General features: G+C 57.4%; 18 protein-coding genes. 10 read left to right on the forward strand and 8 right to left on the reverse strand.

Features of this window, described 5'->3' with window-relative positions:
- The first annotated feature begins 3 nt into the window (after positions 1 to 3).
- Positions 4 to 582, forward strand: a complete 579-nt coding sequence (locus ACR0LX_RS16075) for a histidine phosphatase family protein (RefSeq protein WP_480784579.1) — start codon at positions 4 to 6, stop codon at positions 580 to 582.
- A 159-nt stretch (positions 583 to 741) separates the two neighbouring features.
- Here the strand turns inward: ACR0LX_RS16075 and ACR0LX_RS16080 are convergent, their stop codons facing one another.
- Genes ACR0LX_RS16080 through ACR0LX_RS16090 form a run of 3 tightly spaced genes read right to left on the reverse strand, consistent with a single transcriptional unit; the run spans position 742 to position 3,311 of the window.
- On the reverse strand, positions 742 to 2,121 hold the full coding sequence (locus tag ACR0LX_RS16080) for an MATE family efflux transporter (protein ID WP_480784580.1): 1,380 nt from the start codon (positions 2,119 to 2,121) through the stop codon (positions 742 to 744).
- 12 nt (positions 2,122 to 2,133) lie between these two features.
- Positions 2,134 to 2,721, reverse strand: coding sequence for a helix-turn-helix domain-containing protein (locus tag ACR0LX_RS16085; RefSeq protein ID WP_480784581.1), 588 nt, complete (start codon positions 2,719 to 2,721; stop codon positions 2,134 to 2,136).
- Positions 2,722 to 2,732: 11 nt separating this feature from the next.
- The gene (locus ACR0LX_RS16090; RefSeq protein WP_480784582.1) at positions 2,733 to 3,311 is read right to left on the reverse strand and encodes a carboxymuconolactone decarboxylase family protein; all 579 of its coding nucleotides are present in this window, start codon (positions 3,309 to 3,311) and stop codon (positions 2,733 to 2,735) included.
- 287 nt (positions 3,312 to 3,598) lie between these two features.
- On the opposite strand from ACR0LX_RS16090, the gene ACR0LX_RS16095 reads away from it, so the two are divergent.
- The 4 genes from ACR0LX_RS16095 to ACR0LX_RS16110 are packed head-to-tail and all read left to right on the forward strand — an operon-like array spanning position 3,599 to position 6,997.
- Positions 3,599 to 4,345 (forward strand): amino acid ABC transporter ATP-binding protein, encoded by a 747-nt coding sequence (locus tag ACR0LX_RS16095; RefSeq protein ID WP_480575958.1) that lies wholly within the window; start codon positions 3,599 to 3,601, stop codon positions 4,343 to 4,345.
- Between the two features lie 2 nt (positions 4,346 to 4,347).
- Positions 4,348 to 5,190: an amino acid ABC transporter permease gene (locus tag ACR0LX_RS16100; protein WP_480575960.1), complete on the forward strand. Its 843-nt coding sequence runs from the start codon at positions 4,348 to 4,350 to the stop codon at positions 5,188 to 5,190.
- A gap of 36 nt (positions 5,191 to 5,226) precedes the next feature.
- Complete coding sequence (locus tag ACR0LX_RS16105) at positions 5,227 to 6,060, forward strand: transporter substrate-binding domain-containing protein (protein ID WP_480575963.1); 834 nt, start codon at positions 5,227 to 5,229, stop codon at positions 6,058 to 6,060.
- Between the two features lie 55 nt (positions 6,061 to 6,115).
- Positions 6,116 to 6,997: an amino acid ABC transporter permease gene (locus ACR0LX_RS16110; protein ID WP_480784583.1), complete on the forward strand. Its 882-nt coding sequence runs from the start codon at positions 6,116 to 6,118 to the stop codon at positions 6,995 to 6,997.
- 21 nt (positions 6,998 to 7,018) lie between these two features.
- Here the strand turns inward: ACR0LX_RS16110 and ACR0LX_RS16115 are convergent, their stop codons facing one another.
- The 3 genes from ACR0LX_RS16115 to ACR0LX_RS16125 all read right to left on the reverse strand — a co-directional run bounded on the left by ACR0LX_RS16115 (position 7,019) and on the right by ACR0LX_RS16125 (position 9,520).
- Positions 7,019 to 7,336: a non-heme iron oxygenase ferredoxin subunit gene (locus ACR0LX_RS16115; RefSeq protein ID WP_480575968.1), complete on the reverse strand. Its 318-nt coding sequence runs from the start codon at positions 7,334 to 7,336 to the stop codon at positions 7,019 to 7,021.
- A 3-nt stretch (positions 7,337 to 7,339) separates the two neighbouring features.
- On the reverse strand, positions 7,340 to 8,281 hold the full coding sequence (locus ACR0LX_RS16120; protein ID WP_480784584.1) for a fatty acid desaturase family protein: 942 nt from the start codon (positions 8,279 to 8,281) through the stop codon (positions 7,340 to 7,342).
- A 153-nt stretch (positions 8,282 to 8,434) separates the two neighbouring features.
- The gene (locus tag ACR0LX_RS16125) at positions 8,435 to 9,520 is read right to left on the reverse strand and encodes a hypothetical protein (RefSeq protein ID WP_480784585.1); all 1,086 of its coding nucleotides are present in this window, start codon (positions 9,518 to 9,520) and stop codon (positions 8,435 to 8,437) included.
- 96 nt (positions 9,521 to 9,616) lie between these two features.
- Here ACR0LX_RS16125 and ACR0LX_RS16130 point away from each other — a divergent pair, with 96 nt between their 5' ends.
- Entirely contained in the window at positions 9,617 to 10,540 is a 924-nt protein-coding gene (locus ACR0LX_RS16130; RefSeq protein ID WP_480784586.1) for a LysR substrate-binding domain-containing protein, read from the forward strand.
- Positions 10,541 to 10,642: 102 nt separating this feature from the next.
- A complete protein-coding gene (locus tag ACR0LX_RS16135; protein WP_480784587.1) occupies positions 10,643 to 11,689 on the forward strand; it encodes an aromatic ring-hydroxylating dioxygenase subunit alpha in 1,047 nt (348 codons plus the stop codon).
- Positions 11,690 to 11,734: 45 nt separating this feature from the next.
- Here the strand turns inward: ACR0LX_RS16135 and ACR0LX_RS16140 are convergent, their stop codons facing one another.
- Complete coding sequence (locus ACR0LX_RS16140) at positions 11,735 to 12,211, reverse strand: N-acetyltransferase family protein (protein ID WP_480784588.1); 477 nt, start codon at positions 12,209 to 12,211, stop codon at positions 11,735 to 11,737.
- 212 nt (positions 12,212 to 12,423) lie between these two features.
- Positions 12,424 to 13,212 (reverse strand): phytanoyl-CoA dioxygenase family protein, encoded by a 789-nt coding sequence (locus ACR0LX_RS16145; protein ID WP_480784589.1) that lies wholly within the window; start codon positions 13,210 to 13,212, stop codon positions 12,424 to 12,426.
- 285 nt (positions 13,213 to 13,497) lie between these two features.
- Between ACR0LX_RS16145 and ACR0LX_RS16150 the strand changes: the two genes are divergently transcribed.
- The 3 genes from ACR0LX_RS16150 to ACR0LX_RS16160 are packed head-to-tail and all read left to right on the forward strand — an operon-like array spanning position 13,498 to position 17,898.
- A complete protein-coding gene (locus ACR0LX_RS16150; RefSeq protein WP_480784590.1) occupies positions 13,498 to 14,769 on the forward strand; it encodes an FAD-dependent oxidoreductase in 1,272 nt (423 codons plus the stop codon).
- 14 nt (positions 14,770 to 14,783) lie between these two features.
- The gene (locus ACR0LX_RS16155; protein WP_480575989.1) at positions 14,784 to 15,041 is read left to right on the forward strand and encodes a sarcosine oxidase subunit delta; all 258 of its coding nucleotides are present in this window, start codon (positions 14,784 to 14,786) and stop codon (positions 15,039 to 15,041) included.
- A complete protein-coding gene (locus tag ACR0LX_RS16160) occupies positions 15,028 to 17,898 on the forward strand; it encodes a 2Fe-2S iron-sulfur cluster-binding protein (protein WP_480784591.1) in 2,871 nt (956 codons plus the stop codon). Before ACR0LX_RS16155 ends, ACR0LX_RS16160 begins: the two co-directional genes overlap by 14 nt.

The raw sequence follows: 17,898 nt of genomic DNA on the forward strand, positions 1-17,898 counted from the left end.
AGGATGATTGATCACCCGGAACTATTTGTATTGCGCCACGGAGAAACACTCTGGAACAGGGAACGCCGATTACAGGGGCGCAAGGATTCCCCTCTGACGCAAAAAGGAATCGCCCAGGCTCTGACCCAAAAAACGTTGCTCGAAAGGTTCGATCACGTTCCGAGTGACGTTTTTGTCAGCCCGCTTGGGCGCGCGTTGCATACCGCGCGGCTCGCGCTTGGGTCAGAGATCAATTTCGTTGTAGATGATCGCTTGCAGGAAATCGGCTTTGGGCGATGGGAAGGGCTGACGAAACAGGAAATTCGCGAAAAGTCGGATCGCGTTCTCAGCGACGATGATTTGAGCTTTGGCAGCCCGGATGGTGAGACCTTTGACATGATATCCGAACGGGTTCTGAGCTTTCTTTCTGATCTCAGACGTCCCGCCATCGTCGTCACTCATGGCGCGACATCCAGCGTTATGCGTGGATTGAGCACCGGCTTGGATCGCGCGGCAATGGTTGGCCTGTCCCGAGAACAGGGATGTATTTTTCATCTTCGCGATGGAAAGGAAAAAATAGTTCGTTCGAACCAGTCTGGATGAACTATCTGGCCTCAAAAGATAGGTGTGGAACAAGGGTGTTTTGGGCGTCTGATCCGACCAAATAGAAATGCCGGTAACATACGGGGCCTCAGCACCCCGCTCATTCCTTGTCAGGCGCTGCGATTTGCCAAGGGATTGGTTTTCTGAGCAATATTTTCATTATTGCCGAGCAGACGTCCACAATCCGCCGATCTGCGCGTGTGCTATGCGGTTCGTCAATGCCATCGCGATGACCCAACCGGTGACGACAGCTGCAGCAGTTCCCAGCCAAACGCCAATTTCGCTAAAGCCCAGCAGGCCGACAAACACCCAGACAAAGAACGCGACTCCAAAGCCCTGACGATACAGGCTGATCCAGACTGTCCAGATGGGCTTTTTGAATGCTTGCAGCAGCGAATTGATCGAAAACAGCATCATGTAAAATGGCAGGATCAGGCTATCGACGCGCAAGTAGCTGACGCCGACGCGGATGACTTCGGGGTCAGTCGTGAAAAGCCGCATCAGCAATGGCCCACCAAGCCATAGGATCGGGATCGCGACCAGAGACATCATGAATCCGACGCGCCAGCAGTAGAACAGCGCCGTTCGCACCCTATGGCTGTCGCGCGCGCCAAAGTTCTGAGACGCAATCGGCAACAGGGCACCGGTGACGCCGAGAATGGGCAGAAGCATAACCTGTTCGAGACGAATGGCGATCGCATATCCTGCAATGGCATGCTCGCCAAACAGCTTCAGCGCGAATTGCAGAACAAAGACTGACAGCAGCATGACCATAAATGAGAATGCAGTCGGCAGCACCTGTAGGGAGATCTCGAAAAACCGGTCCACGCGCGGAACGAAATGCGCAGCGCGCAATCGTCTCATCCGGCGTCGTCGAAGAACCTGACGGATCAAAAAGATCATTACACCGGTCTGGCTTATGACGGTGGACAGCGCCAGCCCATCAAACCCGATACCCGGGACGACGCCTGGAATTCCATAGATTAGAAGCGGGTTCAGAACGATGTTCGCCAAAAAGGCCACTATAAGAGCCCGCTGCATCGAAACCGCGTCGCCATGGGCCTGCAGGATGCCATTGCATCCATGGGCCAGAAGAAATCCGGGCATTGCCAGAAGCAGCCAATAGAAATACCGCAGACCGGCATCGCGATACACTCCGGGTTCCGAGACCAGCTTGATCAGCAACGGTCCGAACCATAAACCCGCCAGCGCAAGCAGGCAGGACGCGGTAACGCCATATGCCATCCCTTGTGCGGCCAGTCGCCGCGCGGTTCTGTTGTCGCCCGCACCCAGGGCATTGCCGACCAGCGCGCTCATGGCGGCGCCCAGACCAACGCCGACCGAGATCGAGATGAAAAAGGCCTGAAACCCAAGTGCAAGCCCGGCTTGGGCGCTGGTCGAAAGAAGCCCGGCAAAAAAGATGTCGACGATATTGTACAGCGTGCTGAACAACATTCCGACTGCGCCTGGAATTGCAAGGGTTCGAAAGTGACCGGGAATGGGTCCTTTCGTTAGGTCAAGGTCGAGTACCTGCGCCATGTTCCTATCGCATTACGGGCGCTCGGCCTGAACGGTCAGAAAGACGAATTCGGGTGTCAACACGTCGTCGAACCCATGGTTGAGTTCTGCGTCTACACTGATCGAGTCGCCTGCCGACAGCGTAAAGCGGGCCTCGCCGTATCGATAGATGGCCTGGCCCTCGATTGCCTGCACAAAGACCACGCCGTGGCCGACATAGGTCGGGGGCGGGCCGCCTTCGCGCAGCAGCGTGACCCGGCGCGCCTGAAAGCGCAGGTCTTTGCGCGAATGCAGCGCTAGATTGACATATTCATGACTGTGCCCTGCCGCGATGCGAGTGGATTTCAGCCCTTCGCCATGGCGGACAAGCGTGTAGTCGGTGTGATCGGTGCGGGCCTCGCGGAACAACGAAACAATCGGCACTTCAAGCGCTTCGGCCAGCGCCGCAAGTGTATCGATCGAAGGAGAAACCAGACCGTTTTCAATGCGGCTGACCATGGCGGCCGAGATACCGGATTGTTCGGCAAGCCTGCGTGCGGATTGTTTGCGACTTTGGCGCAACTCTTTCAGCGAAGCGCCGATGGCGCGGTCGATCTGTCTGCCCGGAGGGTCCCCTTGCATGATCCGTCCTTTCACTCGCTGCTGTAATACCCCACCACATCGCCATCGGTAGTAACACCAAGACCGTTCAGCAATCGGTTGGCATAGTTGAAATAGCCGACGATCTGGTTGATCTCGAGAATCTCACCATCGGCCCAACCCGCCTCTCGGAGTGCGGAAACATCCGATTCGACCATCGTGCCCGGCGAGATTGTAAGTTTCCCAGCGTATTTGAGCGCCTCAAGATGCGCGCCTTCGAATGCATCCTGCGGACGGTGTGCCTTAAGCGCGGCCTCGATCTTGTCGGCGCGTGCTTCGTCGCCGATCAGGTGGCGCGCATTGGCCCAATGATTGGCGTAGGAATAGGGGCATGTGTTGAGTGTGGATACGTAAGAGCTGATCACTTCCTGAAACCACATCGGGACCGTGTTGACCTGATCGTGCAGGCAGGCCCGGTACAAAATCACGTGCCCTTTCATGGTGTTGGGGCGCAGGGAGTGAACCCGCATCACGTTATCCACGGTTCCATGTGGTGTACGCGCCAGGTCCAGAGTGGCCTGCAGCTGTGCGTCGGCATCTTCGTCAGATATCATCCTGATCCATGCGGACATTCGCAGTTCCTCCTTCGGTCATCAGCGCAAATTTCAAGCAATGCAGTTCAATGCCATGAGTTTTTTTATTGACGAGTATTGCATATTAAGCAACCATATTAATCAGAGTGCAACGAATTTGAGGAGTTTCTGGCCTTGAACGACCGCTCAAACCTATCGCAGCGCCTGTCTGGTGCAGGCTGTGTTGCGGCTCTGCGATGGTCGATCAGGCTGCGCTGTCAAGCGCGCTGCGCCCGAGACGACAAAAGACACCCGACCAATGTGTCCCAAACCCAGATAGGCACGACATGAACCAAGCCACTCCGATGATCGAAGTGACCAATCTGGACAAGTATTACGGCACGTTCCACGCGCTGAAGAATATCGATCTGACGGTGCATCAGGGCGAGAAGGTTGTGATTTGTGGCCCATCCGGGTCGGGCAAGTCGACCTTGATCCGCTGTTTCAACGGATTGGAATGGCACAACTCAGGTCGTCTCGTGATTGACGGGATCGAGGTCTATGACGGGGCCAAGGAAATTCGCGAACTTCGTCAGGAAGTTGGCATGGTATTCCAGCAGTTCAACCTGTTTCCGCACCTGACGGTTCTGGAAAACCTGATGATTGGCCCGATGAAAGTGCGCAAGATTTCCAAGGCGCAGGCCGAAGAGACGGCGCGCAAGTATCTTGACCGTGTCCATATCCCGGAACAGGCCGACAAATACCCGGCGCAGCTGTCTGGTGGGCAACAGCAGCGTGTGGCGATCGCGCGATCCTTGTGCATGGAAACTCGGATCATGCTGTTTGACGAGCCGACCTCGGCGCTGGACCCCGAGATGATCAACGAGGTTCTGGATGTGATGGTCGAACTGGCCGACACAGGCATGACCATGGTCGTCGTCACGCATGAGATGGGATTTGCCCGCAAGGTCGCGGACACGATGGTGTTCATGGAGGCTGGGCGGATCGTTGAAATCTCGCCGCCCGACCAGTTCTTTACCAATCCTTCGAGTGAACGGTGCCGCCTGTTCCTGGATCAGATTTTGGCACATTGAGCATGAGCGATTTGGGCATATCCGGGCCAAAGGGCCAGCCATTGCCAAGGCCGCCATTCCTCAAACGGTTTTTTGACTCGGTTCTGATCTCTGTTGCGATCTACGCGATCATAGTCGGTCTGATTGCATACGGAGCCTATGTTGGGGCCCAGAGTATGGGGTACAACTGGCAATGGTACCGCGTGCCGCAATTCCTCTACCGCAACACCGAGGTCGGGTTTGAATGGGGCCAGATTCCCATCGGGCTGGTGGCCACAATCAAACTGTCGGTGATTTCGTTCCTTCTGGCGACGGCAATTGGCCTGCTGATCGCGTTGCTGCGATTGTCGCGCCTTGTGATCGGGTCTGCCGTGGCCGTTGGGTTCCTGGAACTGATCCGCAACATCCCGCTTTTGGTACTGCTCTATCTTTTCTACTACGTCCTTGGCCCGATTTTTGGGTTCGATCGCTACACCGCCAGCATCCTTACGCTGGCCGTTTTCCATTCGGCTCTGATTTCCGAGATCTTCCGGGCCGGGATCAATGCGATTCCAACCGGTCAATGGGAAGCTGCAAAATCCATCGGGATGACCCCGTATCAGACCTATCGCTATATCATCCTGCCGCAATCGGTGCGTTTCATGTTGCCGCCAATGACAGGCGAAGTTGTTCACCTGATCAAATCCTCGGCGATTGTCAGTGTGATCGCGGTGGCCGAGCTGACCACCTTTGGCCGCAACATCATTTCCGATACCTACATGAGTTTCGAAATCTGGTTCACCATCGCCCTGGTCTATCTGGTGGTGACCCTGATCCTGTCGATCGGCGTAAGCCACCTGGAGAAGAAATATGCCGTCGACCAATGAACCTGAAAACTATGTCGGACAACAAGGAGAACCAAGATGAAGCTTTCTCGCAGAATGTTGGGGGCCGCCCTCGGAGCGGTCGTTGCAACAGGTGTCGCCACATCGGGTTGGGCGCAAAGCGCGACCCAGGAGCTGTCCAGCGAAAGTGTAATTGAAACCATCAAACAGGACGGCGTGATCCGCATCGGGTTGTCACTGTTCGTTCCATGGTCAATGCGCGACAAGAATGGCGACCTGATCGGGTTCGAACTGGATGTCGGGCGCAAGCTGGCCGAAGACATGGGTGTAGAAGTCGAATTTGTTCCCACAGCCTGGGATGGCATCATCCCGGCGCTTGTGTCGGGCAATTTCGACGTGATTATCTCGGGTATGTCGATCACGGCGCAGCGGAACCTGACCGTGAACTTCACCGAACCCTACGCCTATTCGGGTCTGGCGATCATGGCCAACAAGTCGCTGACCGAAGGCATGTCCATGGCGGATCTGAATTCGCCGGACGTGACCTTTACGGCCCGTCGCGGCGCGACGCCTGCGGTCGTCATCGCCGAAAACTTCCCCGAAGCGAATTTGCTGCTGTTTGATGAGGATGGCGCCTCCGCTCAGGAGGTTCTGAATGGCAATGCCCATGCGACAATGGCGGCTCAGCCCACACCGAACCGCGAAGCCGGGCGCAACCCGGAAACGCTGGTTGTGATCGAAGGTGACTTGTTCGATCCGCGCGGCGAAGGCTTTGCCCTTCGCAAGGGTGATCCTGACGCGATGAACTACTTCAACAACTGGATTGCCCAGCAGTGGCGTTCCGGGTGGCTGGAAGAGCGTCACAACTATTGGTTCGCCACTGAAGAGTGGGCCGATCAGGTTGCCCAATAACCAAAGTGATTGGGGGCGGCCTCGTCGCCCCCGACCCTGAAGCGGAGCGGACCCGGTGCAAGACTTTCTGAAAAAACTCAGATGGCCCGACTATTTGATCGTGGCGGTTCTGATCGCGTTTTTCGGGTATATCTGGCTGTCGATCGAAGGAACGCTCAACTACAAATGGCGGTGGGAGTTGATCCCCGGCTATGTTGTCGGCTGGCATTCGGGGCGCGAAGAATACTTCGCCAATCTGCTGTTGCAGGGGCTTGTGGCAACAATTCGCATCAGCATCTACTCCGGCATTCTGGCCCTGATCCTTGGTACCATTCTGGGCGTGGCGCGTTGTTCCGGCAATCTTACGGTCCGGATGCTGGCGCGCACCTATCTTGAATTTCTGCGCAACGTGCCGCCCGTGGTCGTTGTCTTCATCTTCTTTTTCTTTCTGTCACAGCAATTGATTGATGCTCTCAATCTGGAGCGTTGGGCACGCGGCATCGCGCGTCAGGAAGATAATCAGGTCTGGGAATTCTTCTTTGGCGAAATGCGCCGCTTCCCCTCGCTGGTTTCGGGCGTCATCGTTCTGGCCCTGTTTGAGAGCGCCTTCGTCGGCGAAATCGTCCGTGCCGGGATTCAGTCGATCCCGAAAGGCCAGCGCGAGGCGGCGCGGTCCATCGGGATGAGCCGCTTACAGGAGCTGCGCTATGTGGTTTTGCCGCAGGCGATGAAAAAAGTTGTGCCGCCGCTGGCGAACCAGTTTATCTCACTGATCAAGGACAGTTCGATCCTGTCGCTGATCTCGGTGCAGGAACTGACCTACAAAACGGTCGAACTCGTCGCCTCTTCGCGCATGATATTCGAGGCGTGGATCACAACGGCGGCCTTCTACTTTGTGGTCTGCTTCGGGCTCAGTCGATTGTTCGCACGCCTCGAAAAACGTTCGGACAGACGCTAGCGGGTCAAGGGAACGAAGGGTTCAGGCTCTGATCTGAACCATGCCGTTTTCGACCCTGGTTTCGAATACTTTCATCACCCGTGTCGCTGGTGCTGAAACCGGATGGCCGTCGCGCACGTCGAATGCGCCCTGGTGCAAAGGGCATTCGATGACATGCCCGTCAAAATATCCGTCACACAGATCGGCGCCGCCGTGATTGCAAAGCGCCAGCGAAGCATAGATGCCACTTGGCGTGTCATAGACCGCGATCAGACGCGTGCCGAGTTCGACGCGCGTGACCCAGTTCTTTTCCAGCCGAGACGTTTCGATCACATCTTTCCACGGTTTCTCATTTGCCATGGTTCACACCCTCGCCCCGTTTCGGATTTGTCGCAGGATTTCGCGATGTGCAGCGAGATACCCGCCGGGCTCGACGTGAATGTGGTCTTTGAGTTTCTCATGCAGGTGCGGCAAGGCATGGAATGGAACCGAGGCGACATAGTGATGCTCTGCATGGTAGTTCATGTTCCAGCACAGGAATGCCCAAGGGGCTGAAACCAAATTTGTACGGGTGTTTTCCGACATTTGGGCCACGGTTGGGCGTCCGACATGTTCCGTCATTCGGATAAAGCGCATGACCGGTTCACCCAAAAACAACGGTATGATCCAGTACCAGATCAGACCCCACCAACCGGTGACGGCCATGCCCAGAAAAATCGCAGCATATATGACCAGCATTCGACGGGCATCGCGATACACAGCCTGATGTTCGACTTTTGGAATGAACCGCAATTCGGTCTCACTGAGGTTGCCGCTTGCGTGACGAAACAGCTCGGTGAATTTGCCGCGCCAATAGGGCAGGGCGGACAGGTACAGCAGGTATTGGCCAATGGTTTTGGGTAGCGGGATGAGCTCAGGGTCTTCTCCGGTCAATTGCGTATAGGTGTGATGATCGCAATGTTCGTAGCGGAAGAAGCGATGCGGCAGGATGATGATCAGGCCGCAAATCTGGCCAACCAGATCATTCAGCCATCGGGTTCGGAACACGGTGTAATGCACACACTCGTGCTGCAGCGAAAAGTGGTGCACCAAAACGATGCCTTGCAGGAACATTGCGGGCCAGATCAGCCAGCTGTTCCACGCGAGCGTGACGAGTGTTGTGGTAAAGGCCAGCACCAGTATCCATAGCGCCAGATGGCGCAAACCGGGGCCGTTTGACCGCTGCATGAAGCCTTTCAGTTCTTCACGCGTAAGTTTCCCTTCGGCCAGAGCCTGACTCAATGGGGTAACGATTGCTTGTGACATGTGAGTTCCACATTTTTTTGCCGGTGTGGGGGCCGCGCCCTCACCACATGATCCGGCACCGGAGACGGGAGTGCTCCGCACCATAGCGCCCATACTGATCGCGCTATTGCCGTCAGGTTATCGCGGCATGGGATGTCCGATCAAGCCGGAAAGTTATCCAACGCTGCGCAATCCGATATCCGTGTCGGGGCTGACAAACAGCCCGGCTGCGCAAGGATAGCGGTCCAGTATCCGGGACCCGCCCGGCAACCGATGGGCGTGGAAAATTCCGTGCTCCCATAAAGTTACGCCGTCTATCACGATTGTCGGGTCGAACACATTCCAACTGATTTCGCCCGGCGCATAGGCACCGCAGGTATGGAAATGCAGAATACGCGGATTGCCAAAGGCCGAGCCTCCCCAGCGCTCGTAATTGTCGCGCATGTCCCAAGGATATCCGCAGCCCGGATGAAAGCCAGCGTGCCAGGAATGTACAAAATTGCGGTCTATATCGAACTGCGTTGCAACCCGATCGTAATGGGCCTCGGCGCGGGCGGTGTCGGCGGGATTACCGTCGAACCCTGTTAGCCGACCGTTGTCCAGCTTGGCAAAGACCGGGCGGTCGAATTCGATCGTATAGTCGTCATAGTACTTCGATCCCGTGCCGGTCAGGAATGTCAATGCCACCCGGCCGGAAAAACTGTGCGCGGGAACCGGTGTGAAGACGGACATCGGAAAGCGCAGGATCGAAGTGTCGCCTGATGGGTTCAGGTTCATCTCTGGTCTTCCCCTGACATCCGTGCCAAGAGGGCAGGTAAAGCGCACGTCTTGCGCGGTGTTCAGCACTGCGTTGATCCCGGCTTTGAGTTCCATGAACGCGTCGTGATGCCCGTTCGAGAACCCTGATCCGAACAGCTCTCGGCTGAGGGCGAAGCTGACGATGATCTTCTTGCCCTGCGGCATATCTGAGAACCGCAGTTGGTCCCCGAGGCGCGCCAGAAACAGGATGATGTCGGCATCTTCGAACCGCGCCAGCAATTCCGGAGTCAGGTTTGGGTTGCCGGGATTGAACCCCACATCCACCGCGTCGACCGACAAACCCATGGAGCGGGCAACGCCCGAGACGATACCGACACTATCGGCGTCGAAATACCCAAACTCGGGCGGTTCATAGGCGATCAACAACCGATCCCCTGCCACCGCACGGGCGCAGTTCGACAAGAGATTTCGCGCGCCGCGCTCGGGTGTGATGTCCGACATTGCGATCTCCTGCGGATTCCGGTTGCTTTAAAGTAGCGCGTGGCTTCATGGCCAATCCATTTGAATGTGATAATGGTTGTCATTAGGGTGGCTAATATGATCCTGAATTTGCCCTATTCCGCCCTGCGCGCGTTTGAGGCTGTCGTCCGGCACTCCGGATTTTCCTCTGCGGCGACAGAGTTGGGCGTTAGCCAAAGCGCAGTCAGTCAGCATGTCCGCTCGCTGGAAGAGTGGTTGGGTCGAGATCTGCTGGTGCGCGGCGCGCGGCAATCGCGCCCCACTCGCGAAGGTGAGCAGCTTGCGCTGGCAATCTCGGAAGGGCTGGGACGTATCTCTGATGTGTGTATGCAGCTTCGGGACAAAACGCGTACCGATCGGACGATCGTGATTTCCTGTCTGCCTGGCTTTGCATTCAATTGGTTGTTTCCGCGGCTCCTGCGGTTTGACATGGCGCATCCCGACCTGTCGATTTCCATTGCCACGGATACAGGGCAATACCCGTTTTCTGGCTCGGATGCCGATGTTGGAATCCGGTATGGGTTGGGCGATTTTCCCGGGTACCAGGTTGATTTGTTGATGTCAGAAAGGTTGTTTCCCGTGTGCGCCCCTTCATTGCGGTCCGATTTGCATCGGGTCGAGGATCTGGCGCGGCACACCCTGCTGGTGGATGAAAACCTCCACCACGGGGCGGCCAGTCCAACTTGGGAATTCTGGGCGCGGCAATGCGGCCTGACATTGCCCAACACGGTGCGGACTCGGCGATTGGGGCAATCGAACATGGTTGTTCAAGCCGCGATCGAAGGTCTGGGCGTTGCATTAGGGCGTGAGCCGCTGGTCATCGATATGCTGGCGGATGGGCGTTTGATCCGTCCTTTCACTGAAATGACCCAATCGCCGCTGTCCTATTGGCTGGTCCGCACCCAGGAAGCCAAGGACAGTCCGAAAGTAACAGAGTTTCTGAACTGGATTCATGCCGAGGTCGAGGCGCAGCCGGAAATACCCGACCCGGACGCGGTTTGAAATTAGCAAGGCTTATACAAGCCATTACATTTCCGGCATGGCGCAACGCGGCTCTGCCGCTCATACTGGTGCAAGCCATCTGACCGAATGGAGAGCCTATCCATGTTTCTGAGAAATTGCTGGTACGTCGCCGCCTGGAGCAAGGATATCAAGCACGAACTGAAGGCCGAGACGTTTCTTGGTGAGAATATCGTTTTCTATCGACAGCAGGATGGTACCCCTGTCGCGCTCGAGGACGCCTGTCCGCACCGTAAGCTGCCGCTGTCCAAAGGCAACCTGATCGGGGATGTAGTTGAATGCGGCTATCACGGTCTGAAATTCGACTGCTCGGGCAAATGCACGGACAGCCCGACCCAACGCGGCATGACGCCTCGCAGAGCGGTCGTGAGATCCTATCCTGTGGTCGACCGCTATCGGTTCCTGTGGATCTGGATGGGGGATCCGGAACTGGCGGATCCGGACAAGATTTTCCCGATTGATAATTTTGACGATCCAGGCTGGGGAATGACCGATGGCGGCGTGATGGACATCGATTGCCATTACCTTTGGGTCTGCGACAATCTTCTTGACCCCAGTCACGTCGCCTGGGTTCACGTATCTTCGTTTGCCGGTGCTGGCACGGACGAAGAGCCCCTGAATGTAGAACGGACCGACCGGGGAGTGATCGTTTCGCGCTGGATTGAGAACAAGCCGCCTTCGCCCTACTACGCAAAACTTGTCGCGTTTGACGGCGATTGTGATCGCTTGCAGCACTACGAGATGTGCATGCCCGCAATCGGGTTGAACAAATCCATTTACACGCCGGTTGGGACTGGCGGGTATGGCAAGCCTCCTGTCGCCGAGACATTCATCAACATCTCATACAATTTCATGACGCCGATTGATGAAGATCGGACCAGATATTTCTGGTTTCAGCACCGCAATTCCGACCCCGACAATGCCGAGGTGTCCAAATTCATGAATGATGGCGCGCGTATGGCCTTTCTTGAGGACAAGGAGGTTCTGGAACAGGTTCATCTGGGAATGAAACACGCCAAAACGCCCCATATCGACCTGGGGCTCGACGCAGGTGCCAAACTGTTTCGCAAGACATTGGATCGGACCATCGAAGCCGAAGCCAGCCCGGCGGAAATTGCCGCTCGGGCTTGATGCGTGGCTTCGCGCATAAGCCTGTCTGACAGGATCGGAAACCCACTAAGTGTCGAGCGAAATGTAAAACCTGGGATGCGTAGCATCATGTCGTTCGAACCCACACGCCCGATAAACGGCCTGCGCGTCTGCGTTGTCGGGGTGGGTGCCGACCATCATGTAGGTACATGATAGGGCCAACGCCTTTTGCTTTGCGCTTTCGATAAGCTGCCGCCCAATGCCGGTGCCACGAAACCTCTGATCCACGAAAAGATGATGCATGTCGATGCCGCGACGACCGGTTTGCAACTGGGTCAGCGGACACAGCGAAGTATAGGCAGCGACGTCGCCTTCCACTTCGGCAACCAGCACATAAAGCCATGGTGGTGACCCAAACACATCCCGCCGCAATGCTGCAGCGTTGACCTTTGGGATATCCCCGTGATGGGTGGCCAGAGCGCGAACCATCGCGATCAAACGCGGCAAGTCTGCAGGTCTTGCATCGCGGATGTTCGCGGTTGCGTCAGTGTCTGTTTCTCTCATCGTTTTCTCCTGTGGGCGCCACAGAAGCGAAAAGAAAAATGCCGCGCTGTGGCGGCATTTTCAGACTGAACATCGTTGACCGCACCGATTAGGGGGCGTGGCAATAGCGTCCGAAAGGTTGGGTCATGATCATCATGACCCAACCATGTGCCTTCGGCAGATAATCGTCAAGTTGCCCGATGCATGATCGACGTGGTGAGGTCTATCTCTGGCTACGCTGCTCTGTAGATCACCGGAAACCGGCCACCAGCAAAGGGTGCCCCGGGGCGCAGGCTGTCGTCATGAAGCCATTCGGTCACGGTATCGCGGGGCTCGTAGGTTGCACCATCGACAGCAAAGCGGATTGCATAGCCGCGCCTGCGCCGGGTCGATGTCCGGTTTCCCATCGCCGAATGCACGGTCATGCCGTCAAAGGCCAACGCGTCGCCGGGCTCCATCTGCGGATAGTGAAATATATCGTATGCGCTGCGGTTAGCCTCAAAATCGGGCATATCGATATAGTCGGGGTTGTCTTCCTCAAGATAGTGCAGGAACCCGCCAAGCTGGTCGGTCTTGAACGGTCGGTACTTGGCACCCCAAGCGTGTGACCCGCGGACAAATTCCAATGCGCCATTGTCCGGGTCTACCGGATCCAAGGCGATCCACATGGTCATAATCGGCCCAGCAACCGGCCAATAGGGCTGATCGGTATGCCAGCCGGTCTGGGTTTTGGTCCCGGGCTCTTTCGCAAAAATCTGGTCGTAGATCAGCGATGTCCAGGGGCTGTCCGCCACTTCGGCCACGCGCTGACCGATATCCGACATCAGGCAATAGTCCTGAAACACGCCTGGATGCTCTCGCATATTCTTATAGGCAAAATAGCGATCGCCTTTGGCGGTTTCGTCGTCGACAGCCTGGCGCAGTTTGTGCAGCCAGTCTTGCGACAGCACGTTTTTCAACAGCACGACTCCGTCGCGCGCGTAGCTCTCTTGCAGAGTTTTGAGGTCAGGTATTTGTGTCATGTAACGTCTCTATTTTTCGCCCCATGCGCTGAGGCGGTTGTAAACGGAGGGCGCATCGCGCCCGGTTTTTCTGACGTTACAGTGCAGGTGAACTGCGGCAGTTGATGATGAAACACGGCCACAGCGAGCGTGCCGACCACTTGCCGGAAAGGCGGTTATGGAACTGTGCTACGCGAAGGCTCATAGCTGCAGGCTAAACCATTTTTCGGCATCGGCATAGAGCCGCTATCCGGGCATCGGGTTGGATGGCCACGCCGGTAGAAAATCATTGACTGAAGATGCGTGTTGATAAATATTATTACCAATATGCAAAAGTATTCCGTTTTCTCACTGGCACGAAATGCACTATCCGGTCACCGCAACTGGCCTTTGGCGTGGCGCAGCCCGCCGTTGAAGGACAGCTATGATGTGATCGTAATCGGGGCCGGTGGGCACGGCTTGGCGACGGCTTACTATCTGGCCAAGGAATACGGCGTCACAAATGTTGCCGTGCTTGAGCGGGGTTGGCTGGGCGGCGGAAACATCGCCCGAAACACCGTTACGATCCGTTCGAACTACATGCGGGACGAGTCGATCCCGTTCTATGTCAAATCCGTCGCCATGTACGAAGGGCTGACGGATGAGCTGAACTTCAACATGATGCATTCAAAGCGCACCATGGTGGACGTCGTGCAGACCTGGCCAAAGCTGCGTGAATTGCGTCGACGGCAGCTTGCGATGGACATCTACGGTTCGACTTATGAACAGATTACGACCGAGGAACTGCGCCGTCGCATTCCGGCACTGACCGGCGGAGGCGCTGAGGCCCGTTTGCCGGTAATATGCGGGATGGTCCACACGGATGCGGGGGTAAACCGGCATGATGCTGTCGCCTGGGGCTATGCGCGCGCGGCTGACGCGCGCGGGGTTGAAATTCATCAGCAAACCGCAGTGCAATCGCTGATACGGGGGGCGAACGGGGCGATCGAAGGGGTCGAGACCAATCGCGGTGTCGTAAAAGCAAGCAAGGTCGTCGTGGCCGTTTCGGGACATACGACGACTCTGACCGAAACCGCAGGGTTGAAACTGCCATTGCGGACGATGAACCTGACAGCGTTTGTGTCGGAACCGGTAAAGCCACTTGTCGATGTGATTGTGAACTGCCCTGATAGCGGGTTCTATTTCAGTCAGTCGGACAAGGGCGAGATGGTGATTGGCGGTGCGCCCGACATGGGGCAAAGCTTTCGCCGAGATATCAAACAGCATGTTTTCGAAGACACCGTTACCGCGATGTTGTCGCTGTTCCCAAGCTTCAAAAAGCTCAAACTGATGCGGCAATGGGGCGGACATCTGGATATCGCTCATGATGCCTCGCCCATCATGGATCAGACCGAGGTTCCGGGCCTGTTCGTCACTGCCGGATGGTGGGGGGGGTACAAGGCGATTCCGGCTGGGGGGCTCACTTTGGCGCATTTGGTCGCCAAAGGAGAACCGCATCCGCTTATGGCACCTTTCACCCTCGACCGTTTCCGGCATCTGGACTTCGTGATGGAAGCCGGCACCACCACCGCGCGCTAGGAAAGGACAGGATCATGTTGCTTATAACCTGCCCATTCTGTGGCAAGCGTAATGAAAGCGAGTTCATCTATGGCGGCCCGGTCGGGGCGGATCGTCCCGATCCCAATGCTGCCAGCGACGCGGAATGGGTCGAATACCTGACGGTGACGCCGAACCCCCTGGGCCCGGTTCACGAGAAATGGTGGCATGCGCGTGGATGTGGAGAATGGTTCACGATCTGGCGTGACACGCGGACCCATGACATTGTGGAGGCGCCCGATGGTACAAGCTAATCGCCGCGCCTCGGGCGGGCGGATCGACCGAAACCGCCCACTGCGATTTACGTTTAATGGCAAACCCTACGAAGGGTTCGAGGGCGACACGCTTGCCTCAGCGTTGCTGGCAAATGGCGTGCGCGTCACGGCACGCAGCTTCAAATACCATCGCCCGCGCGGGATCATGGCTCACGGCCCCGAGGAACCGGCGACATTGGTTGAACTGGACGGTGAAGACGCCTCGGGCAATCGTCCGGCGACGACGGTCCCGTTGCGCGACGGTCTGAGCGCCCGGTCGGTCAATTGCTGGCCCTCGCCAGAGTTCGATCTGGGCGGTATCAACCAGCTCTTTGCGCGGTTCATCCCGGCGGGTTTTTATTACAAGACCTTCAAATGGCCCAATTGGCACCTGTTTGAACCGTCGATCCGCAAGGCCGCAGGTCTGGCTGCCGCGCCCGCCAGACCCCCAAGCAAGGGTCATTTCGAGGCGCGCAATGCGCATGCCGATGTGCTGGTCGCCGGGGCTGGTCCTGCCGGACTGCAGGCTGCGCTTGAGGAGGCGCGCGCGGGTAAACGGGTGTTTCTGGCAGATGAAGGGCCCGAGGCGGGTGGCAGTCTGCTCAACCGAAACCTGACCATCAATGGCCGTCCGGCGATGGACTGGGTGGCCGATGCAGTGGCCGAATTGGACCGGATGGAGAACGTGATCCATCTGCAAAATGCAACCGTCTGGGCCTATCGAGAACACAATCTGATGATCGTGAACGAGCGCGAGCCCAAACAGCACGCGATCCTCGAGCGCAGTTGGCGGATCCGCGCGGCAGAGGTTGTCATCGCCACCGGGGCCACGGAACGCGCGATGGTGTTCGGCAACAATGACCGACCCGGAGTGATGCTGGCCTCTTCGGTACCGGCATATGTCAACCGCTGGGGCGTCACGCCTGGACAGCGCGCGGTCCTCTTTACCAATAACAACAGCGTATATGCGGTAGCGGCTGACTTGTCGGCCGCTGGGGTCGCTGTCGCGGCGATCCTCGACAGCCGCGAAACGGTACCGAATTCGGCGTTGGACCTAGTCACCGGTATTACGGTTTATTCCGGAACCGTGGTTGGCGAGGTCCGGGGCCACAAAGGCATCCGCGCCGTGAAGGCAGTACCCAACACAGGCGGTCCCGGGACCTGGATCACCTGCGATCTGCTCGCGTGTTCCGGGGGCTGGAATCCAACCGTGCACCTGTGGTCTCAGTCTCGCAGCACGTTGCGGTTCGACGAAAATCTGGCCGCTTTTTGTCCCGATCAGGCGGTACAACCCTGTCGGGCCGTTGGTGCCGCCGCCGGTGATTTGACGCTCGATCTTATTATTGAGGGCGGCGTAGACCTGCCATATGCGATCGAACCGCTCTGGCGCGTGGATGTTGCGGGTCAACGCGGAAAGGCGTTTTTGGACGTTCAGAACGACGTCGCCGTCAGTGATGTGCATCTGGCTCTGCGCGAAGGCTATGACAATGTCGAGCATGTCAAACGCTACACGACCGGCGGCATGGGGATCGACCAGGGCAAAACCGGCAATATCAACATCATCGGTACTGTAGCGATGCAAAAGGGGCTGCCGTTGCAAGAGGTCGGCACAACGACGTTCCGCTCGCCCTACACCCCGGTGTCATTCGGCGCGATAGGTGGTCTGCGCGAAGGCTGGGGTCTGTTCCCGTACCGCCATACCCCAGTGACGCAATGGAACAAGGACAATGGCGCGGTAATGTACGAAGCAGGCGCCCGCTGGCGGCGACCGGGATATTTCCCGAAACCGGGCGAAGGATTGCAGGAGGCCGTGAATCGCGAATGCCGCGCGGTGCGCGAAGGCGTCGGGGTCTACGACGGCTCTCCGCTCGGGACATTCGAGTTAAAGGGCCGGGACGTTCCGAAATTCCTCGATTTCATCTATTCCAACGTCATGTCGAGCCTGAAACCGGGCGACGGGCGGTATGGGCTGATGCTGTCCGAGGATGGACTGATCCTGGACGATGGCGTTGCGTTTCGGCTGGATGAACATCGCTGGTTGATCTCGACCTCGACCGGTCATGCGGACGCGGTGAACCAGCATATGGAAAAGCTGTTGCAGACCGAGTTCCCCGATTGGCAGGTGATGATCACCACCGTCACGAGCCAGTGGAACAACGCCACCATTTGCGGCCCCAAGGCGCGCGAGGTGATGCAGGCGCTGGGCACGGATATCGACCTGTCACCCGAGGCGTTCCCGTTCATGTCTTTCCGCGATGGCACTGTCGCGGGCCTGCCAGCACGCGTGGTTCGCGTCAGCTTTACCGGAGAGCTGTCCTATGAGGTGAATGTTGCCCCGCGCCACATGGTCGAGCTTTGGGATAAGGTGATGGATGCCGGCGCGCCCTTTGGGATTTTGCCGGTTGGCTCGGAATCCAGCCACGTGCTGCGGGTCGAAAAGGGGTTCCTGTCGCTGGGACACGAGGTTGACGGCACCGTGGATGCCTATGATCTGGGCATGGGCTGGGCGATGTCGAAGAAAAAGCCGGATTATCTGGGCAAACGATCGATTGCGCTGCGTCGAGCGCGCGGGGCTCCACGGCGCGAGTTGGTGGGCATTCTGGCCGAAGACCCGAACCGGCAGGTCCCCGAAGGTGCGCCCCTGACTCCGGGAGGTCGGAAAGAGGCCACGGACGGGCTGGTCACAGCCTGCGTCTGGAGCGTGGTGAACAACCGCTGGGTCGGGCTGGCGCTGTTGGAAAACGGCCGCGCACGTCAGGGTGAAACTGCCCATGTCCGGCTGCAGGATGATGTGATCCCCGTGACGGTGACGAAACCGGTGTTCCATGATCCCGAAGGCAAACTGCTGAGGTCCTGA

The organism is Ruegeria sp. CH11, assembly GCF_056537105.1.

Bases quoted from the DNA above. Each gene is read 5' to 3' on its own strand.
- ACR0LX_RS16090 (WP_480784582.1), bottom strand. From the start codon at position 3,311: ATGTCCGCATGGATCAGGATGATATCTGACGAAGATGCCGACGCACAG.
- ACR0LX_RS16140 (WP_480784588.1), bottom strand. From the start codon at position 12,211: ATGAGAGAAACAGACACTGACGCAACCGCGAACATCCGCGATGCAAGA.
- ACR0LX_RS16160 (WP_480784591.1), top strand. From the start codon at position 15,028: ATGGTACAAGCTAATCGCCGCGCCTCGGGCGGGCGGATCGACCGAAAC.
- ACR0LX_RS16145 (WP_480784589.1), bottom strand. From the start codon at position 13,212: ATGACACAAATACCTGACCTCAAAACTCTGCAAGAGAGCTACGCGCGC.
- ACR0LX_RS16135 (WP_480784587.1), top strand. From the start codon at position 10,643: ATGTTTCTGAGAAATTGCTGGTACGTCGCCGCCTGGAGCAAGGATATC.
- ACR0LX_RS16155 (WP_480575989.1), top strand. From the start codon at position 14,784: ATGTTGCTTATAACCTGCCCATTCTGTGGCAAGCGTAATGAAAGCGAG.
- ACR0LX_RS16130 (WP_480784586.1), top strand. From the start codon at position 9,617: ATGATCCTGAATTTGCCCTATTCCGCCCTGCGCGCGTTTGAGGCTGTC.
- ACR0LX_RS16085 (WP_480784581.1), bottom strand. From the start codon at position 2,721: ATGCAAGGGGACCCTCCGGGCAGACAGATCGACCGCGCCATCGGCGCT.
- ACR0LX_RS16105 (WP_480575963.1), top strand. From the start codon at position 5,227: ATGAAGCTTTCTCGCAGAATGTTGGGGGCCGCCCTCGGAGCGGTCGTT.
- ACR0LX_RS16080 (WP_480784580.1), bottom strand. From the start codon at position 2,121: ATGGCGCAGGTACTCGACCTTGACCTAACGAAAGGACCCATTCCCGGT.
- ACR0LX_RS16115 (WP_480575968.1), bottom strand. From the start codon at position 7,336: ATGGCAAATGAGAAACCGTGGAAAGATGTGATCGAAACGTCTCGGCTG.
- ACR0LX_RS16100 (WP_480575960.1), top strand. From the start codon at position 4,348: ATGAGCGATTTGGGCATATCCGGGCCAAAGGGCCAGCCATTGCCAAGG.
- ACR0LX_RS16125 (WP_480784585.1), bottom strand. From the start codon at position 9,520: ATGTCGGACATCACACCCGAGCGCGGCGCGCGAAATCTCTTGTCGAAC.
- ACR0LX_RS16075 (WP_480784579.1), top strand. From the start codon at position 4: ATGATTGATCACCCGGAACTATTTGTATTGCGCCACGGAGAAACACTC.
- ACR0LX_RS16095 (WP_480575958.1), top strand. From the start codon at position 3,599: ATGAACCAAGCCACTCCGATGATCGAAGTGACCAATCTGGACAAGTAT.
- ACR0LX_RS16120 (WP_480784584.1), bottom strand. From the start codon at position 8,281: ATGTCACAAGCAATCGTTACCCCATTGAGTCAGGCTCTGGCCGAAGGG.